This window comes from Acidovorax sp. LjRoot194 (genome assembly GCF_964253015.1).
Taxonomy (GTDB): Bacteria; Pseudomonadota; Gammaproteobacteria; order Burkholderiales; family Burkholderiaceae_C; genus Acidovorax.
Window position 1 is genome coordinate 2,752,301 of the sequence record NZ_CAXUQB020000001.1, and the last position, 14,115, is coordinate 2,766,415.

The window sequence follows — 14,115 nt, forward strand, 5'->3', positions numbered from 1 at the left end:
CAAGACGACAAGAAGAACCGACCCATGCCCGTCATCAAGATCCTTCCCCACCCTGAATACTGCCCAACCGGCACTGAGATCACGGCGCCCGCGGGCACGTCGATCTGCGAGGCGCTGCTCGAGAACCACATCAACATCGAGCATGCCTGCGACATGAGCTGCGCCTGCACCACCTGCCACGTCATCGTGCGCCAGGGGATCAATTCGCTCAACGAGGCCGAAGAAGAAGAGGAAGACCTGCTGGACCGCGCATGGGGTCTGGAGCCACAATCGCGCCTGTCTTGCCAGGCCATCCTGGCGCAGCAGGACCTGGTGGTGGAGATTCCCAAGTACACCATCAACCACGCCAAGGAGAACCACTGATGAACGCAGCGTCGGGCCCCTCCAGCCAAGCTCGCGCCCCCTTTGCGGGCAGCGAAGCCACGAAGTGCCGTGCGTGGGGGCGCGTATGACCCGCCAGATCGTTCTCGACACCGAAACCACCGGGCTGTCGGCCGACAGTGGCGACCGCATCATCGAACTCGGTTGCGTCGAGCTGCTCAACCGCAAGCTCACGGGCAACAACCTGCACTTGTACTTCAACCCGGGCCGCGACAGCCATGAAGACGCGCTCAAGGTGCACGGCATCAGCAACGAGTTCCTGAAGGACAAGCCCAAGTTTGCCGAGGTGGCGGACGAGATCCTGCAGTACCTGCAGGGCGCCGAGATCATCATCCACAACGCTGCGTTCGACGTGGGCTTCCTGAACAAGGAGCTGGAGCTGACAGGCCGGCCCGGGTTTCGCACCTATGTGGAGAGCGTGACCGACACGTTGGCCATGGCCAAGGAGATGTATCCTGGCAAGCGCAATTCGCTGGACGCCCTGTGCGACCGTCTGGGCGTGGACAACTCCAGCCGCACCTTGCACGGCGCGCTGCTGGACGCCGAGCTGCTGGCCGATGTGTACATCAACCTCACGCGCGGCCAGGATGCGCTACTCATCGCAGACGACTCGCAGGAAGGTGCGGATGGCCTTGCGATACCTGCTGTGGACCTGCGCACGTTCAGCTTGCCGATCCTCACTGCCAGCGATGCTGAAAACGTGGCCCACGAAGAGGTGCTGGTGCAGATCGACAAGGCCAGCGGAAGCAAAACTATTTGGCGAATTGCCCAGGCTGCTTGAAAAGCTGTGCCATAATCGAAGGCTGTCGCAGCGACAAGGGTGATTAGCTCAGCGGTAGAGCACTGCCTTCACACGGCAGGGGTCACATGTTCGATCCATGTATCACCCACCACGCTTGCACAGACTTTCGTCCTCGCATCCGGTTCATCCGATGTGCTGGCGACGGGTGATTAGCTCAGCGGTAGAGCACTGCCTTCACACGGCAGGGGTCACATGTTCGATCCATGTATCACCCACCAATTCAAACCCCTGCAGGCTGCGGCCTTCAGGGGTTTTTTCATGGCCGGCCAAGGTGTGATGACCGCAGCATGGATCGCGCCGCCGTGTGTAGGCTGCAGCACAGGTGCCGTCCACGCACGGCCTCACATCGCGCACGCTGCACACACTGGCAAGTGCCGATCTCGTGCAAAAAGGCCCGGCGTGCCGCTAAAGTGTCAGGCGTTGCCGACTGCGCAACATGCCTCCAATGACGCGCCACCTTCGCCATGATCACCTTTCACAACCCCTTGCACCAAGGCCACGCGCCTGTCCATGAGTTCTACCGCGGCGAGCGCGTGCCGTGTTTTGAGAAACCCGCGCGCGTCGACTACGTGGAAGAGGCGCTGCGCCTGCGCGGCCATGACCTCGCCGCGCCGGATGTCGACAGCGCTGCGGTTCTGTCAGAGGTGCATTCACAGCGCTACCTCGCGTTCCTGCAAACGGCGTGGCAGCAGTGGGTGAGCGTTGATCCAGCCAATGCGGCAGTGCAGCCCTTTCCTTCGGTCTGGCCCGTGCGCACTTTGCGCAGCGATGTGGAGCCCGACAACTTTGTGGCGCGCCTGGGGCTGTACTCCATGGACAACGGCACGCCGATGGCTGCCGGCACCTGGGCTGCAGCCAAGGCCGGGGCTGACGCCGCTGCCAGTGCCGCGGCGCGTGTCGCTCAAGGGGCTCGCGCTTCTTTTTGCTGCACCCGCCCTCCGGGCCACCACGCCGGCCCTGACTTCATGGGAGGCTATTGCTTTTTGAACAATGCCGCCGTGGCTGCACAGGTGTTGCGCAACCAGGGTGCGGGCCGGGTCGCGCTGCTGGACGTGGACTACCACCACGGAAACGGCACCCAGAGCATCTTCTACGAGCGCTCCGACGTGCTGTTCATCAGCATCCACGGCGACCCGCGCACCGAGTACCCCTTCTATCTGGGTCATGCGGACGAGACCGGGGCGGGGCAGGGGGCGGGCTTCAATCTCAACCTGCCGCTGCCAGCGGGCACCAGCGCAGCCACCTGGTTCAGCGCGCTCGAAGCGGCGTGCCAGCGCATTGCATCCAGCGGTGCAGATGCGCTGGTGATTTCACTGGGCCTCGATGCTTTCGAGGGCGACCCTATTTCACGCTTCGCGTTGGCCTCCGAGGATTTCACGCGGTTGGGCAAGCGGCTCGCGCGCCTGGGTTTGCCCACGGTCTTCGTGCTGGAGGGCGGCTACGCCGCGGCCGAACTGGGCACCAACGCCGTCAACGTGCTGGATGGCTTCGAGCAGGCGTAAATGCAGATCTGCCCCATGGCGCTGACGCCAACAAATACTCAGGAATACGAATGACCGACAAGGTGGATTGCGTGGTGATCGGTGCGGGCGTGGTCGGGCTGGCAGTGGGTCGCGCCCTGGCCTTGAAGGGGCACGAGGTGTTGGTGCTGGAGGCTGCGGATGCCATCGGCACCCAAACCAGTTCGCGCAATAGCGAGGTGATCCATGCGGGCCTGTATTACCCCACTGGCTCGCTGAAGGCGCAGCTGTGCGTGCGGGGTCGCGACATGCTCTATGCCTACTGTGCAGAGCGCGCAGTGCCCTTTCGCCGCTGCGGCAAGCTTCTGGTGGCCACGTCCGACGCCCAGCTGCCGGGCCTGGAATCGATTCGCGCGCGTGCGTTGGCCAACGGTGTTCCGGAACTGCAGTGGCTCACCCGCGAAGAAGCCCAGGCGCTGGAGCCCGCCCTGCAATGTGTGGCGGCCCTGCATTCGCCCAACACGGGCATCGTCGACAGCCATGCGCTGATGCTCGCGCTGCAGGGCGACCTGGAGCACGCTGGTGGAATCGTGGCCCTGAATTCGCCCCTGGCGCGCGCTGAGTGCGCGCAAGATGCTATTTATTTGATAGCTGAAGACGGAACACGGCTTCAGGCGCGCACGGTGATCAACGCGGCCGGTCTGTATGCGCCCGGACTGGCTGCACGCTTTGCCGGACTTGACGCCGCCCACGTGCCCATCGCCCATTACGCCAAAGGCAACTATTTCACCCTGGCAGGCAGGGCGCCCTTCAGCCGTCTGATCTATCCCGTTCCTGAAGCAGCTGGCCTGGGGGTGCACCTGACGCTGGATCTTGGTGGCCAGGCCAAGTTCGGCCCGGACGTGCAATGGGTCGATTCCCCCGACGACCTGCTGGTGGACGCGGCCCGCGGAGATGCTTTTTATGCGGAGGTGCGCAAGTACTGGCCTGGCCTGCGCGACGGCGCACTGGCGCCTGGCTATGCCGGCATTCGTCCCAAGATCCACGGCGCCGATGCGCCCGCTGCAGATTTCGTCATCCAGGGGCCTTCGGTGCACGGAGTGGCCGGCCTCGTCAATTTGTTTGGCATCGAATCGCCCGGCTTGACAAGTGCCCTGGCCATTGCGGACCATGTGGCGGCACTGGTTTGATCCAAGGCAAGCTGCTTTCAATCGGTAACCTCTTGGGCCCCTGTCCTACGAAGGGCTTTCAAGCAGTTGGCTAAGATGAAACTTGATTCTCCAGCAGGGGAAACACCCGTTTTTTGTTGTTCTTAAGAAAGGCTTGTATGACTGTTTCCGACACCATCAATACCACCCAGGGCGAACTGGAAAAGTTGGTTTCCGATCTGCGCGGACTGCTGGCCAGCAAGGACCTCGACACCTTGCCTGAAATCAAGGTTCTGCGCCAAAAGCTGGACGACGGCCTGCAAAACGCACGCGAGTCTGCCGTCCGTGCCGCACAGGACGCCGCACGCCAAGCCAAGGATGCAGCTCTGGCTGCAGACCGTTACGCCCACGACGAACCATGGCGCGTAGCAGGTGCGGCCTTGGCAATCGGCGCGCTCGTGGGCTTTCTGTTGTCCCGCCGTTAAACAAGGCGTGCAAGGTATGAAGCTCAGGTTCGGAGGCCGCGCATGAACTGGCTGTCCATTTTGGGGCTGGAAACCTTGGTGTCCCGGTGGCGTGCCAACGTCATCGAAGCCGCCATCGCTGCCGAGGACCGCATGGACCTGGCTCGCCTGGAGTGGCAGGATCAGAAGCAACGCTTGCAGCAGATGCTGGTGTTGACCATTCTGGTCGCCGGTTTGACTGTTGTGGCTTTGATCATGCTGTCGTTGGCCGTGCTCGTGCATTTCTGGGACACACCGCAGCGTACGCTCGTCGCGTGGATCGTTGCAGGCGTCTGGGTCGCTGGATGGGCGGCTACGCTGCTCTCGCTGGTGGCTGTTGCCAAGCGCGCCAGCGACGGGTTTGCATTGACCCGCCGCGAACTCGCACAGGACTGGCGTGACATCAAGGAGCGTTTGTAATGGCCACTGCATCTCCATCCACTGCCATCGATAGCGCTGCGGACCTACCGCAGCCTACCGACGTGCAACAGAAGGTGCTCGACCGCATTGCCACTCAGCGAGCCCGCCTGCGCGCTCGCCGTGCTGCGCGTGCGCAGTCCCTGGCGCTGACTCAACAGCGAGATGGGTCGGGGGGCATCGATGAGTCGGTAGCTCTGCGCGCTATCGGATTTGCCCGAGAGCACCCCATTGCCTTGGTGGCGCTGGCAGGGGTCGGGCTCTTGGCGGGGCCACGGCGGTTGATCCGCTGGACTGGTGTGGTGTTGCCGCTGTTGCTGCGCCTGCGGCGCTGATAGCGCCCCTCGCGCTGCTGCGCTGTTGGGCTCGCTCACAAAAAAGCCGCTGTACTTCAGCGGCTTTTTTGCGTCTCAGCGGTTCACAATCGCGATTAAAAAGCTACGCGGCGTGACTATTGCGCCATGGCCTTGATGGCCTTGGCTGCCTTGACGACCAATGCGGGGCCCTCGTAGATAAGGCCGGTGTAGATCTGAACCACGTCCGCACCCGCCTGTATCTTGCTCACGGCATCGTCCGCGCTCATGACCCCGCCGACGCCGATGATCGGAAACCCTGGCCCCAGAGCGGCGCGCAGCTGCCGGATGACCTGGTTGCTGGCCTGCAGCACCGGCGCGCCACTGAGGCCACCGGTTTCTTCCGCATGCCGCATGCCTTGTACGGCGGTACGCACGATGGTGGTGTTGGTGGCGATCACGCCGTCCATGCCGTGGCGCTGCAACGTTGCCGCAATGACGGCCACCTGGGCTTCGTCCAGGTCGGGTGCAATCTTCACGAACACGGGCACGCGCTTGGCATGCCGATGGGCCAGCGCTTCGCGGCGATCTGCGATGGCAGCCAGCAACGCGTCCAGCGCAGCATCACTTTGCAGCGCGCGCAGGTTCTGGGTGTTGGGCGAGCTGATGTTGACCGTGACGTAGTCCGCATGGGAGTACACGCCTTCCAGGCAGGTCAGGTAGTCGCTGGTGGCGTTCTCGATGGGGGTGGTGGCATTCTTGCCGATGTTCAGGCCCAGCAGCATCGGGTGGCGGCGTGCCTGGGTGCGAAATTTTGCCTGCTGCACGTTGTGCAAGAAGGCGTCCAGGCCTTCGTTATTGAAGCCCAACCGGTTGATGAGCGCTCGCGCCTCGGGCAGGCGGAACATGCGTGGCTTGGGGTTGCCGGGCTGCGCCTTCGGGGTGACGGTGCCTACCTCCACAAAACCGAAGCCCATCGCTCCCAGCGCATCGATGCAGCGGGCGTTCTTGTCGAGCCCGGCAGCCATGCCGACACGGTTCGGAAAGGTCAGGCCGGCCAGTTGTACCGGGTCGTCCACCGTCTCGTTGCACCAGGCCCATTGCAGCGGCGTGCGTTGCCCGCGGGCCAGCATGTCCATGGTGAGTTCATGCGCAGCCTCGGCATCCAGGCCGAAGAGGAAAGGGCGGGTCAGGGCGTAGGGGATCAGGGACATGGGGGTGTGGCGGGGGATAATTGCGCAATAACCTCTGATTTTCTCTCATGACGACCTCCACCCCTCTCACCCAAGACGAACTCAAGACCCTGGTAGGCCAAGCCGCGTTGCAATACGTGGTGCGCGGCGAGATTGTGGGGGTGGGAACGGGCTCCACCGTCAACAAATTCATCGATGCGCTGGCCGGCATCAAGGGCGACATCAAGGGCGCGGTATCGAGCTCCGTGGCCAGTACCGAACGTCTGAAGGCGCTGGGCATACCGGTGTTCGATGCCAACGAGGTCGACTCCCTGGCGGTGTACATCGACGGCGCCGACGAGATCGATGGCAACGGTCACATGGTCAAGGGCGGCGGTGCGGCGCTCACCCGCGAGAAAATTGTGGCGGCACTCGCGGCCCGTTTTGTGTGCATCGCTGACGAGTCGAAGCTGGTGGCGGCTTTGGGCGCTTTTCCTCTGCCGGTCGAAGTGATCCCGATGGCCACGCAGCAAATCACCCGCCGCTTTGCAGCGATGGGCGGCAAGGCCACAGTGCGCTTGAAGGAAGGTCAGCCGCTGGTCACCGACAATGGTCAGCACATTCTGGATGTGACAGGCCTGTCCATCGCAGACCCGTTGGCTTTTGAGTCCGAAATCAACCAGTGGCCGGGCGTAGTGACGGTGGGCGTCTTTGCCCATCAAAAGGCATCGGTATGCCTGCTCGGTACTGCGCAGGGTGTGAATACAGTGACTTACTGAGAAAAAACCAACCGGTTTCGCCAAAAACAAAGGGCCGTGAGGCCCTGTGTTGTTTGACGGCGCCATGAGTGTGTGCTGCCCAACGATGCCACCCAGCGCAGTTCACTATCAGAAACGAATGCCTGCCGGATTGCTGGGCGAGGCGCCCTCGTTGACTGGCGCAGCGGGGCGAGCCCGGGGGTTGGCCGCTGGCGACGCTGGGTTTGATGCGGGCGCGGCTGTTGGCTCCGCAGCCTTGACGGCGACAAGTGGCGTAGGCGCTGGGGGGCGATAGTTGCGCGGCAGTTGCGATTGCGGCGGATACCCGGCCGTATCGAGATACTGTGCCCATTCGCCTTCCGAAAACCCGATGAGGTGCTGGGACCCGACGGTGCCGAAGGGAAGGCTCGTGTTGTTGCTCAGCTTCTGCAGTGCAGCAATATCTTCATTGCTGTTCACCGTGCGCTCGGTGAACGGAATGCCGCGGGCAGTCAGAAAGCTGCGGGCCGAGGTGCAGGGCGTGCAGTCATTGCCGGTGTACAGCGTGACTGGGAAGCGACCGGCAACCTGGCGCAGCGCCACAGGCAGGGTGTCATTGGCAGATGCAGGGGCGGCGCCGGTCGTACGCGTGGGCTGCGCATTGCCTTCTGCGGGCGGGCGGTCCGAGAACGTGACCTTGCCGTCTGGCCCGACGATGCGGTAGACGCCTTGCGCGTGGGCTCCGGCACACGCCAGCGTCATCAACAAAGACGCCAGCAGGGGGGCGGTCAGGGGCTTGTGCATGCTCAATTCTCCTCACTCATTCGGGTCTGATCTGTGGCCTGGATGCATTACACCGCAATGGCTTCGGGCTCAGTGTCTTCTCTTCTTCACGCGGCGGACGTTTCGGCCATGCCCTGGTGGCGCAGCAGCGCATCCAGGTTGGGCTCGCGGCCTCTGAACGCCTTGAAGGACTCCATAGCAGGGCGGCTTCCGCCAGCCTCCAGAATCGCCTCGCGGTAGCGGCGGCCTGTTTCGGTGCTGGGCAGGCCGTCGGTGCCTGCGGTTTCTTCAAAAGCGGCATAAGCGTCCGCGCTCAGCACCTCGGCCCACTTGTAGCTGTAGTAGCCCGCGGCGTAGCCGCCTGCAAAGATGTGGCTGAAGGTGTGGGCCGTGCGGCTGAAGGCCGGGGGCGTCAGCACCGATACCTCGGCGCGCACTTGGTTGAGCAGGGGCATGAAATCCTGTGCCGGGTCGTGTTCGGTGTGCAGCAGCATGTCGAACAGCGAGAACTCGATCTGGCGCAGCGTCTGCATGCCGCTCTGGAAGTTCTTGGCCGCGATCATCTTGTCGAACAGCGCGCGCGGCAGCGGGGCACCCGTGTCCACATGGGCAGTCATGTGCTTGAGCACGTCCCATTCCCAGCAGAAATTTTCCATGAACTGGCTGGGCAGCTCGACCGCGTCCCATTCCACGCCGCCGATGCCCGACACATCGCGCTCGTTCACCTGGGTGAGCATGTGGTGCAGGCCGTGGCCGAACTCGTGGAACAGGGTGATCACGTCGTCGTGCGTGAGCAGGGGCGGCTTGCCGTCCACGCCACTCGCAAAGTTGCACACCAGATGCGCCACCGGGGTCTGCAGCGCGCCGGTGTCGGGGCGCAGCCAGCGGGTGCGCACGTCGTCCATCCAGGCGCCGCCGCGCTTTCCGGTGCGGGCGGGTTGGTCCAGGTAGAACTGGCCCACCAGCGTGTCGCCGCGCTCGATGCGGTAGAACTCCACGGCGGGGTTCCATACCGGAGCGCTGTCGCGGCGAATCGCCACCTCGAACAAGGTCTCGATGATCTTGAACAGGCCAGCCAGCACCTTGGGTGCCGTGAAGTATTCCTTGACCTCTTGCTCGCTGAAGGCATAGCGCGCCTCCTTGAGCTTCTCGGAGATATAAGGCCAATCCCAGGGCTGAGGGTCCGCGAGCGAGAGCTTCTCGGCCGCAAAGGCGCGGAGGTCGGCCACGTCCTTGAGGGCGTAGGGCCGGGCGCGGCGGGCCAGGTCGCGCAGGAAGCCGATCACCTCGTCGGGCGACTGGGCCATCTTGGGCACCACGGACACCTCGCCAAAATTGGCGTACCCGAGCAATTGAGCCTCTTCGCGGCGCAGCGCAAGGATCTCGCTGATCAGCGCGGTGTTGTCGAACTTGCGCGCATCGCCCTCGGCCTGGTCGGAGGCGCGGGTGACATAGGCGCGGTACAGCTTCTCGCGCAGGTCGCTGCGCGTGGCGAACTGCATCACCGGCAGGTAGCACGGCATTTTCAGGGTGAGCTTGTAGCCGTCCTTGCCGTCGGCCTGCGCTGCAGCCAGCGCTGCCTGCTGCACATCGGACGGAATGCCTTCCAGCTCGTCGGCCGTGGCGTAGTAGGCGTAGGCGTCGGTGGCGTCCAGTGCGTTCTCGCTGAACTTTTGGGACAGCTCGGCCTGGCGCTCCTGGATCTGGGCAAAGCGCTCCTTGGCTGCACCGATCAGCTCTGCACCGCTCAGCACGAAGTTGCGTACGGCATTGCGGTGGGCCTGGCGCTGTTCGGTCGAGAGCGCGGCAGGGTCGATGGCCTTGTACTTGGCATACAGCCGCTCGTCGGCGCCCAGGCGCGTCCAGAATTCGGTGACGCGGGGCAAGGCGGCGTTGTACGCGGCCCGCAGCTCTGGCGTGTCGGCCACGCTGTTGAGGTGACTCACCGCGCCCCAGGCCATGCCCAGCCGCTCGGTCGCCACGTCCAGCACCTTGGCGATCGCATCCCAGCGGGCCGGGAAGTCGGGTGCCGTGACGGTTTCCAGGGCCGCACTGGCCCGCTCGAGCAGCACATCCATGGCGGGCGCCACGTCGTCGGGACGGATGCTGTCAAAGGGTGGGAGGCCGGAGAATTCGAGAAGGGCGTTGCTCATGCGGAGGTAGATGACGCCGAAAGGCGTAGGTTCAAGTTGCAAGGCAGCCAGCGCAATCGCCGGTCGTCGTCAGGGCTCTTGGTCCATTTGACGCATTTGGCCCGTTTGGCCCGCGCTCAGTGGGCCGCGGTGCGTTCGGCTGCCTCGATGGTGTTCACCAGCAGCATGGTAATGGTCATGGGCCCAACCCCGCCAGGGACGGGGGTGATCCAGCCGGCCACTTCCTTGACACCGTCGAAGTCGACATCGCCGCAGAGCTTGCCTTCATCGTTGCGGTTCATGCCCACGTCGATCACCACGGCACCCGGCTTGACCATGTCGGCAGTCAGCACGTTGCGCTTGCCCACGGCCGCCACGATCACGTCGGTCTGCAGCGTCTGGGCTTTCAGGTCCTGGGTGGCGCTGTGGCACACAGTGACTGTGGCGTTCTGGCCCAGCAGCATCAGCGCCATGGGCTTGCCCACGATGTTGCTGCGTCCGATGACCACAGCGTGTTTGCCCTTGAGGTCGTAGCCGATGCTTTCCAGCATCTTCATGCAGCCGTAGGGTGTGCATGGCCAGAAGCCAGGCATGCCCGTCATCAGGGCGCCAGCGCTGGCGATGTGAAAGCCATCGACGTCCTTGGCGGGCGAGATGGCCTCGATCACTTTCTGCGCATCGATGTGCTTGGGCAAAGGCAGCTGCACCAGAATGCCGTGAATGGCCGGGTCGTTATTGAGTGCTTCGACGCGCGCCAGCAATGCGGCTTCCGTCATGTCGGCGTCGTACTTCTCCAGCACCGAATGCAGGCCGCCGTCTTCGCAGGCTTTGACCTTGTTGCGCACGTAAACCTGGCTGGCCGGGTTGTCGCCCACCAGCACCACAGCCAGCCCAGGCGTAACACCACGGGCCTTGAGTGCTGCTGCGCGTTGCGCCACATCGGCGCGCAATTGTCGGGAGAGGGCGTTGCCGTCGATGAGCTGTGCTGTCATGTCAAAAATACCGAATCAAAATGGCCGCTACCGCTTGTCTTTAGAGCGCAGGCAGCTATAAAAATGTGAGCAATGCAGTTTGTTCAGCTCAACCCTTGGGTGCGTTCTGCCCCAGCGCGATCTTGAGCAGGTCAGCCACGGTGTTGGCGTTGAGCTTTTCCATGATGTTGGCGCGGTGCGCCTCCACCGTCTTGATGCTGATGCCCAGGTCGTCGGCGATCTGCTTGTTCAGGCGGCCGGCCACGATGCGTTCGAGCACCTGGGCTTCGCGGCTGGTGAGCTTGGAGAGCAGGGCGTCGCGGCTGGCGGCCTGCTGGTAGCCGGCGAAGGCTTCGCGGGCGTGGTCCAGCATGCGCTCGACCAGGCCCACCAGTTCTTCTTCATTGAAAGGTTTCTGGATGAAATCCAGCGCGCCCTTCTTCATGGTGTTCACCGCCATGGGCACGTCGCCGTGGCCGGTGATGAAGACGATGGGCAGGGGGGACTTGCGCTCGATCAGGCGGTCCTGCAGCTCCAGGCCGGTCATGCCGCCCATGCGGATGTCGACGATCAGGCAGGCCACCTCGCGCGGGTCGTAGCGCGAGAGAAAGGTCTCGGCCGAATCAAAGCAGCGTACCCGGTAGTCCTTGCCTTCCAGCAGCCACTGCAGGGAGTCGCGAACCGCCTCGTCGTCATCCACAACGTAGACGGTGCCTTTTTTCGGAATCAAGCTCATGCAGTTGTCCTTGGGTTTTGTATGTTTGCTACAGAATTTGTAGTGGCATCCGCAGGTTTGGCAAGCGGCAGCCAGAAGAAGAACCTGCAGCCAATGACCTCTGTTCCATTGTAGAGGTTCTCCGCCTGCATCCGGCCCTGGTGCGACTCGACGATGCTGCGGCACAGGTTCAGCCCCATGCCCATGCCTTCGGCCTTGGTGGAGAAGAACGCTTCGAACAGGCGCTCCAGCACCTCGGGCGCGAGGCCCTTGCCGGTGTCCTGCACCGAGAATTCAACGCCTTGACGGTCCTCGATGGTCTTGGGCACCACCCGCAGCTCCACGCTGCGGCCTGCCACCGGGCGGTCGGCGTGCTGGATGGATTCGGCGCCGTTTTTCATCAGGTTGACCAGCACCTGCTCGATCAGGATCGTGTCGGCCATCACCGGCGGCAGGCGGGCCGCCACGTAGTGCGTCAGGCGCACGTTGTGGCGGCGCAGCTCGATGTCGGCCAGCTCCACCGCCTCGTTCACCATCGAATGCACGTCCGCCAGCGTGCGGTTGGGCTCGCTCTTCTTCACAAAGGCGCGGATGCGCTGGATGATCTGGCCCGCCCGCTGGGCCTGGTGGGCCGTCTTCTGCAGCGCGGTCAGCAGGGCCTCTTCGGTCAACTGCCCGCTCTGGATGCGCGAGACCATGCCGCTGCAGTAGTTGTTGATGGCCGTGAGCGGCTGGTTCAGCTCGTGGGCCACGCTGGACGCCATCTCGCCCATGGTGATCAGGCGGCTGACCGACTGGGCGCGCTCGGCCTGGCGCGAGGCCTGCTCTTCAGCCTGGCGGCGCGGCGTGATGTCGGTGGCAATCACCATCTGCGCGAGGCGCCCGTCCACCCAGTTCAGGTAGCGCGACCGCACTTCCAGCCACTTGCCCAGGTCGGGCAGATAGATTTCGGCGTTTTCGGTGCGAGCGCTGGTGAGTGGGTCGGTCGGCAGCCCCATCAGGCCGTCCTCGTCGTCCATGCCGGTGTTGCTGGTGCCTGCCACGGGCACCACACCAGCCTGCGCCACCAGTTGCAGATGCCCGCCGGTCTGCGAGCCAAACCATTGCCGGTACAGCTTATTGGCAAACAGCAGCTCCTCGCTGCCCAGCGGAGCGACGGATACCGAAGCGTCCAGCGACTCGAGCACGATGGTGAAGCGTTCGTGCGATGCCGACAGCTGCTCGCGGATGCGGTTGGGCTCGGTGATGTCGGTCATCGACGTCATCCAGCCGGTCTGATGGCCGCGCGCGTCGATCAGCGGCGACACGTACAGCCGCGCATCGAACAAGGTGCCGCTCTTGCGCCGCACCCGCACCTGAAAGCCACCCACGATGGTCTTGCCCGACAGCTCGTCGCGCAGCTTGGCGTGCAGGGCTTCGTGGTCGGAATCGGGCCAGTAGGGGAAGGGCGCCTTCAGGCCCACCAGCTCGGCCTCGCTCCAGCCGGTCATCTGGCAGAAAGCGGCGTTCACGTACGTGATGCGGCCTTCCATGTCCAGCGCGCGCATGCCGGTCAGTATGGAGTTCTCCATCGCACGGCGGAAGTTGGTCTCGGCCACCAGGGCCTGCTGCGCCTGCATGCGCCGGCGCGTGTGGCGCCAGGTGGCGATCAGCATCCAGGCCGTCATGGCCGACAGCGTGCCCACCAGCCAGAAAAGCCCGCTGCCCACCACGCCCAGCGATGTGCGGTAGGCCTGCGCTTTCAGCACCAGGCCGTTGCCTACGGGCGAGACGGGCACCTCGTATTCATTGGCCCGCGGCGCCCACGGCAGCAGCTGCGTGGCGGTGTTGCGCGGCCCCAGCGGCGTGCCCGCCAGTACCTGGTTCTTGCCGTCCAGCAGCGTCACGGCATAGCGCGCCAGCACCTCGGTGGGCGTGCCGTAGCGCAGCAGGCTGTCGATGGAATATTCGCCCAATACCACACCGCTGAACTTGCCTTGGTTGTTCAGCGGCACCTGCAGTTGCAGCAGCGGTGTGGCGTCTCCCGCGGTGACCGCGGGCTGGGCGTACACGGGCTGCTGCAGGTCGCGTGCCAGGCCGAAAGTGTCCGCTGTGTCGCCAGGCTTGAGCACCTCGCCGGCAATGCGCAGCTCGCTGCTTGCCAGGGTGGGGGCGGCGTGGCTGGCGCGGATGCGGCGGCGCTCGTCGATCCAGGTGATGGCCTGCAGTTCGGGGTATTGGCTGATCAGGGTCTCGGCGCGGCTCACGAATTCGGAGCGCTCCAGCTCCTGGTTCGACAGGTCGCGCGCAATGCGCATGAGCTGTTCCTGCCGTTCCAGCAGGCGCAGTCGCACACGCTGCTGGGCGTATTCCACATCACGGCGCAGGGCTTCCTGTTCCCGTTCGGCCTCTTCCGCCCTCAAATACCAGAACGCCGCCACGATAGCCGCCAGAAACATCAGCACCGCGGCCAGAGGGGCCAACGCCGCAAAACGGTCCTGCCGGGTGGGCGACAGCCCACGCCACCACTTGCGCCACCAGCGAAGGGGCGCGACCACGGGGGACGCCGTGGGAGGGGAGGCGGAGGGCATCGAGTCCATCCTCCGAGTGTAGGGGAGGCTT

Annotated in this window: 14 protein-coding genes and 2 tRNA genes; 10 read left to right on the top strand and 6 right to left on the bottom strand. The window is 64.1% G+C overall.

Going from position 1 to position 14,115, the window contains the following annotated elements:
- The first annotated feature begins 24 nt into the window (after window positions 1-24).
- The 9 genes from fdx to ACSQ3N_RS12335 all read left to right on the top strand — a co-directional run bounded on the left by fdx (window position 25) and on the right by ACSQ3N_RS12335 (window position 5,046).
- Window positions 25-363, top strand: a complete 339-nt coding sequence (gene fdx / locus ACSQ3N_RS12295) for an ISC system 2Fe-2S type ferredoxin (RefSeq protein WP_056168874.1) — start codon at window positions 25-27, stop codon at window positions 361-363.
- 85 nt (window positions 364-448) lie between these two features.
- On the top strand, window positions 449-1,162 hold the full coding sequence (gene dnaQ, locus ACSQ3N_RS12300) for a DNA polymerase III subunit epsilon (protein WP_056168877.1): 714 nt from the start codon (window positions 449-451) through the stop codon (window positions 1,160-1,162).
- Window positions 1,163-1,199: 37 nt separating this feature from the next.
- Window positions 1,200-1,274: transfer RNA gene (locus ACSQ3N_RS12305), tRNA-Val, on the top strand.
- Between the two features lie 52 nt (window positions 1,275-1,326).
- Window positions 1,327-1,401, top strand: a tRNA-Val gene (locus ACSQ3N_RS12310).
- 246 nt (window positions 1,402-1,647) lie between these two features.
- Window positions 1,648-2,685, top strand: coding sequence for a histone deacetylase family protein (locus tag ACSQ3N_RS12315; protein WP_056168880.1), 1,038 nt, complete (start codon window positions 1,648-1,650; stop codon window positions 2,683-2,685).
- A gap of 50 nt (window positions 2,686-2,735) precedes the next feature.
- Entirely contained in the window at window positions 2,736-3,833 is a 1,098-nt protein-coding gene (locus tag ACSQ3N_RS12320; RefSeq protein ID WP_056168884.1) for an NAD(P)/FAD-dependent oxidoreductase, read from the top strand.
- Between the two features lie 137 nt (window positions 3,834-3,970).
- The gene (locus ACSQ3N_RS12325; RefSeq protein WP_056168886.1) at window positions 3,971-4,276 is read left to right on the top strand and encodes a DUF883 family protein; all 306 of its coding nucleotides are present in this window, start codon (window positions 3,971-3,973) and stop codon (window positions 4,274-4,276) included.
- 42 nt (window positions 4,277-4,318) lie between these two features.
- Window positions 4,319-4,714, top strand: a complete 396-nt coding sequence (locus ACSQ3N_RS12330) for a phage holin family protein (protein ID WP_056168890.1) — start codon at window positions 4,319-4,321, stop codon at window positions 4,712-4,714.
- Complete coding sequence (locus ACSQ3N_RS12335) at window positions 4,714-5,046, top strand: hypothetical protein (RefSeq protein ID WP_056168891.1); 333 nt, start codon at window positions 4,714-4,716, stop codon at window positions 5,044-5,046. The genes ACSQ3N_RS12330 and ACSQ3N_RS12335 overlap by 1 nt, the downstream gene beginning before the upstream one ends.
- 116 nt (window positions 5,047-5,162) lie before the next feature.
- Here ACSQ3N_RS12335 and ACSQ3N_RS12340 read toward each other — a convergent pair whose 3' ends face one another.
- Window positions 5,163-6,218 carry a quinone-dependent dihydroorotate dehydrogenase gene (locus tag ACSQ3N_RS12340; protein WP_056168894.1) on the bottom strand — a complete coding sequence of 352 codons (1,056 nt, stop codon included), beginning with the start codon at window positions 6,216-6,218 and terminating at the stop codon, window positions 5,163-5,165.
- 47 nt (window positions 6,219-6,265) lie between these two features.
- On the opposite strand from ACSQ3N_RS12340, the gene rpiA reads away from it, so the two are divergent.
- Window positions 6,266-6,955 carry a ribose-5-phosphate isomerase RpiA gene (rpiA, locus tag ACSQ3N_RS12345; protein WP_056168897.1) on the top strand — a complete coding sequence of 230 codons (690 nt, stop codon included), beginning with the start codon at window positions 6,266-6,268 and terminating at the stop codon, window positions 6,953-6,955.
- A 108-nt stretch (window positions 6,956-7,063) separates the two neighbouring features.
- Here the strand turns inward: rpiA and ACSQ3N_RS12350 are convergent, their stop codons facing one another.
- The 5 genes from ACSQ3N_RS12350 to ACSQ3N_RS12370 all read right to left on the bottom strand — a co-directional run bounded on the left by ACSQ3N_RS12350 (window position 7,064) and on the right by ACSQ3N_RS12370 (window position 14,084).
- Entirely contained in the window at window positions 7,064-7,717 is a 654-nt protein-coding gene (locus ACSQ3N_RS12350) for a glutaredoxin family protein (RefSeq protein ID WP_082516952.1), read from the bottom strand.
- A gap of 86 nt (window positions 7,718-7,803) precedes the next feature.
- A complete protein-coding gene (locus ACSQ3N_RS12355) occupies window positions 7,804-9,849 on the bottom strand; it encodes a M3 family metallopeptidase (RefSeq protein ID WP_056168900.1) in 2,046 nt (681 codons plus the stop codon).
- Window positions 9,850-9,965: 116 nt separating this feature from the next.
- Window positions 9,966-10,820 carry a bifunctional methylenetetrahydrofolate dehydrogenase/methenyltetrahydrofolate cyclohydrolase FolD gene (folD, locus tag ACSQ3N_RS12360; protein ID WP_436146382.1) on the bottom strand — a complete coding sequence of 285 codons (855 nt, stop codon included), beginning with the start codon at window positions 10,818-10,820 and terminating at the stop codon, window positions 9,966-9,968.
- Window positions 10,821-10,908: 88 nt separating this feature from the next.
- Window positions 10,909-11,535 carry a response regulator transcription factor gene (locus ACSQ3N_RS12365; RefSeq protein ID WP_056168907.1) on the bottom strand — a complete coding sequence of 209 codons (627 nt, stop codon included), beginning with the start codon at window positions 11,533-11,535 and terminating at the stop codon, window positions 10,909-10,911.
- A complete protein-coding gene (locus ACSQ3N_RS12370; RefSeq protein WP_369817158.1) occupies window positions 11,532-14,084 on the bottom strand; it encodes a PAS domain S-box protein in 2,553 nt (850 codons plus the stop codon). The genes ACSQ3N_RS12365 and ACSQ3N_RS12370 overlap by 4 nt, the downstream gene beginning before the upstream one ends.
- Between the last annotated feature and the right edge of the window lie 31 nt (window positions 14,085-14,115).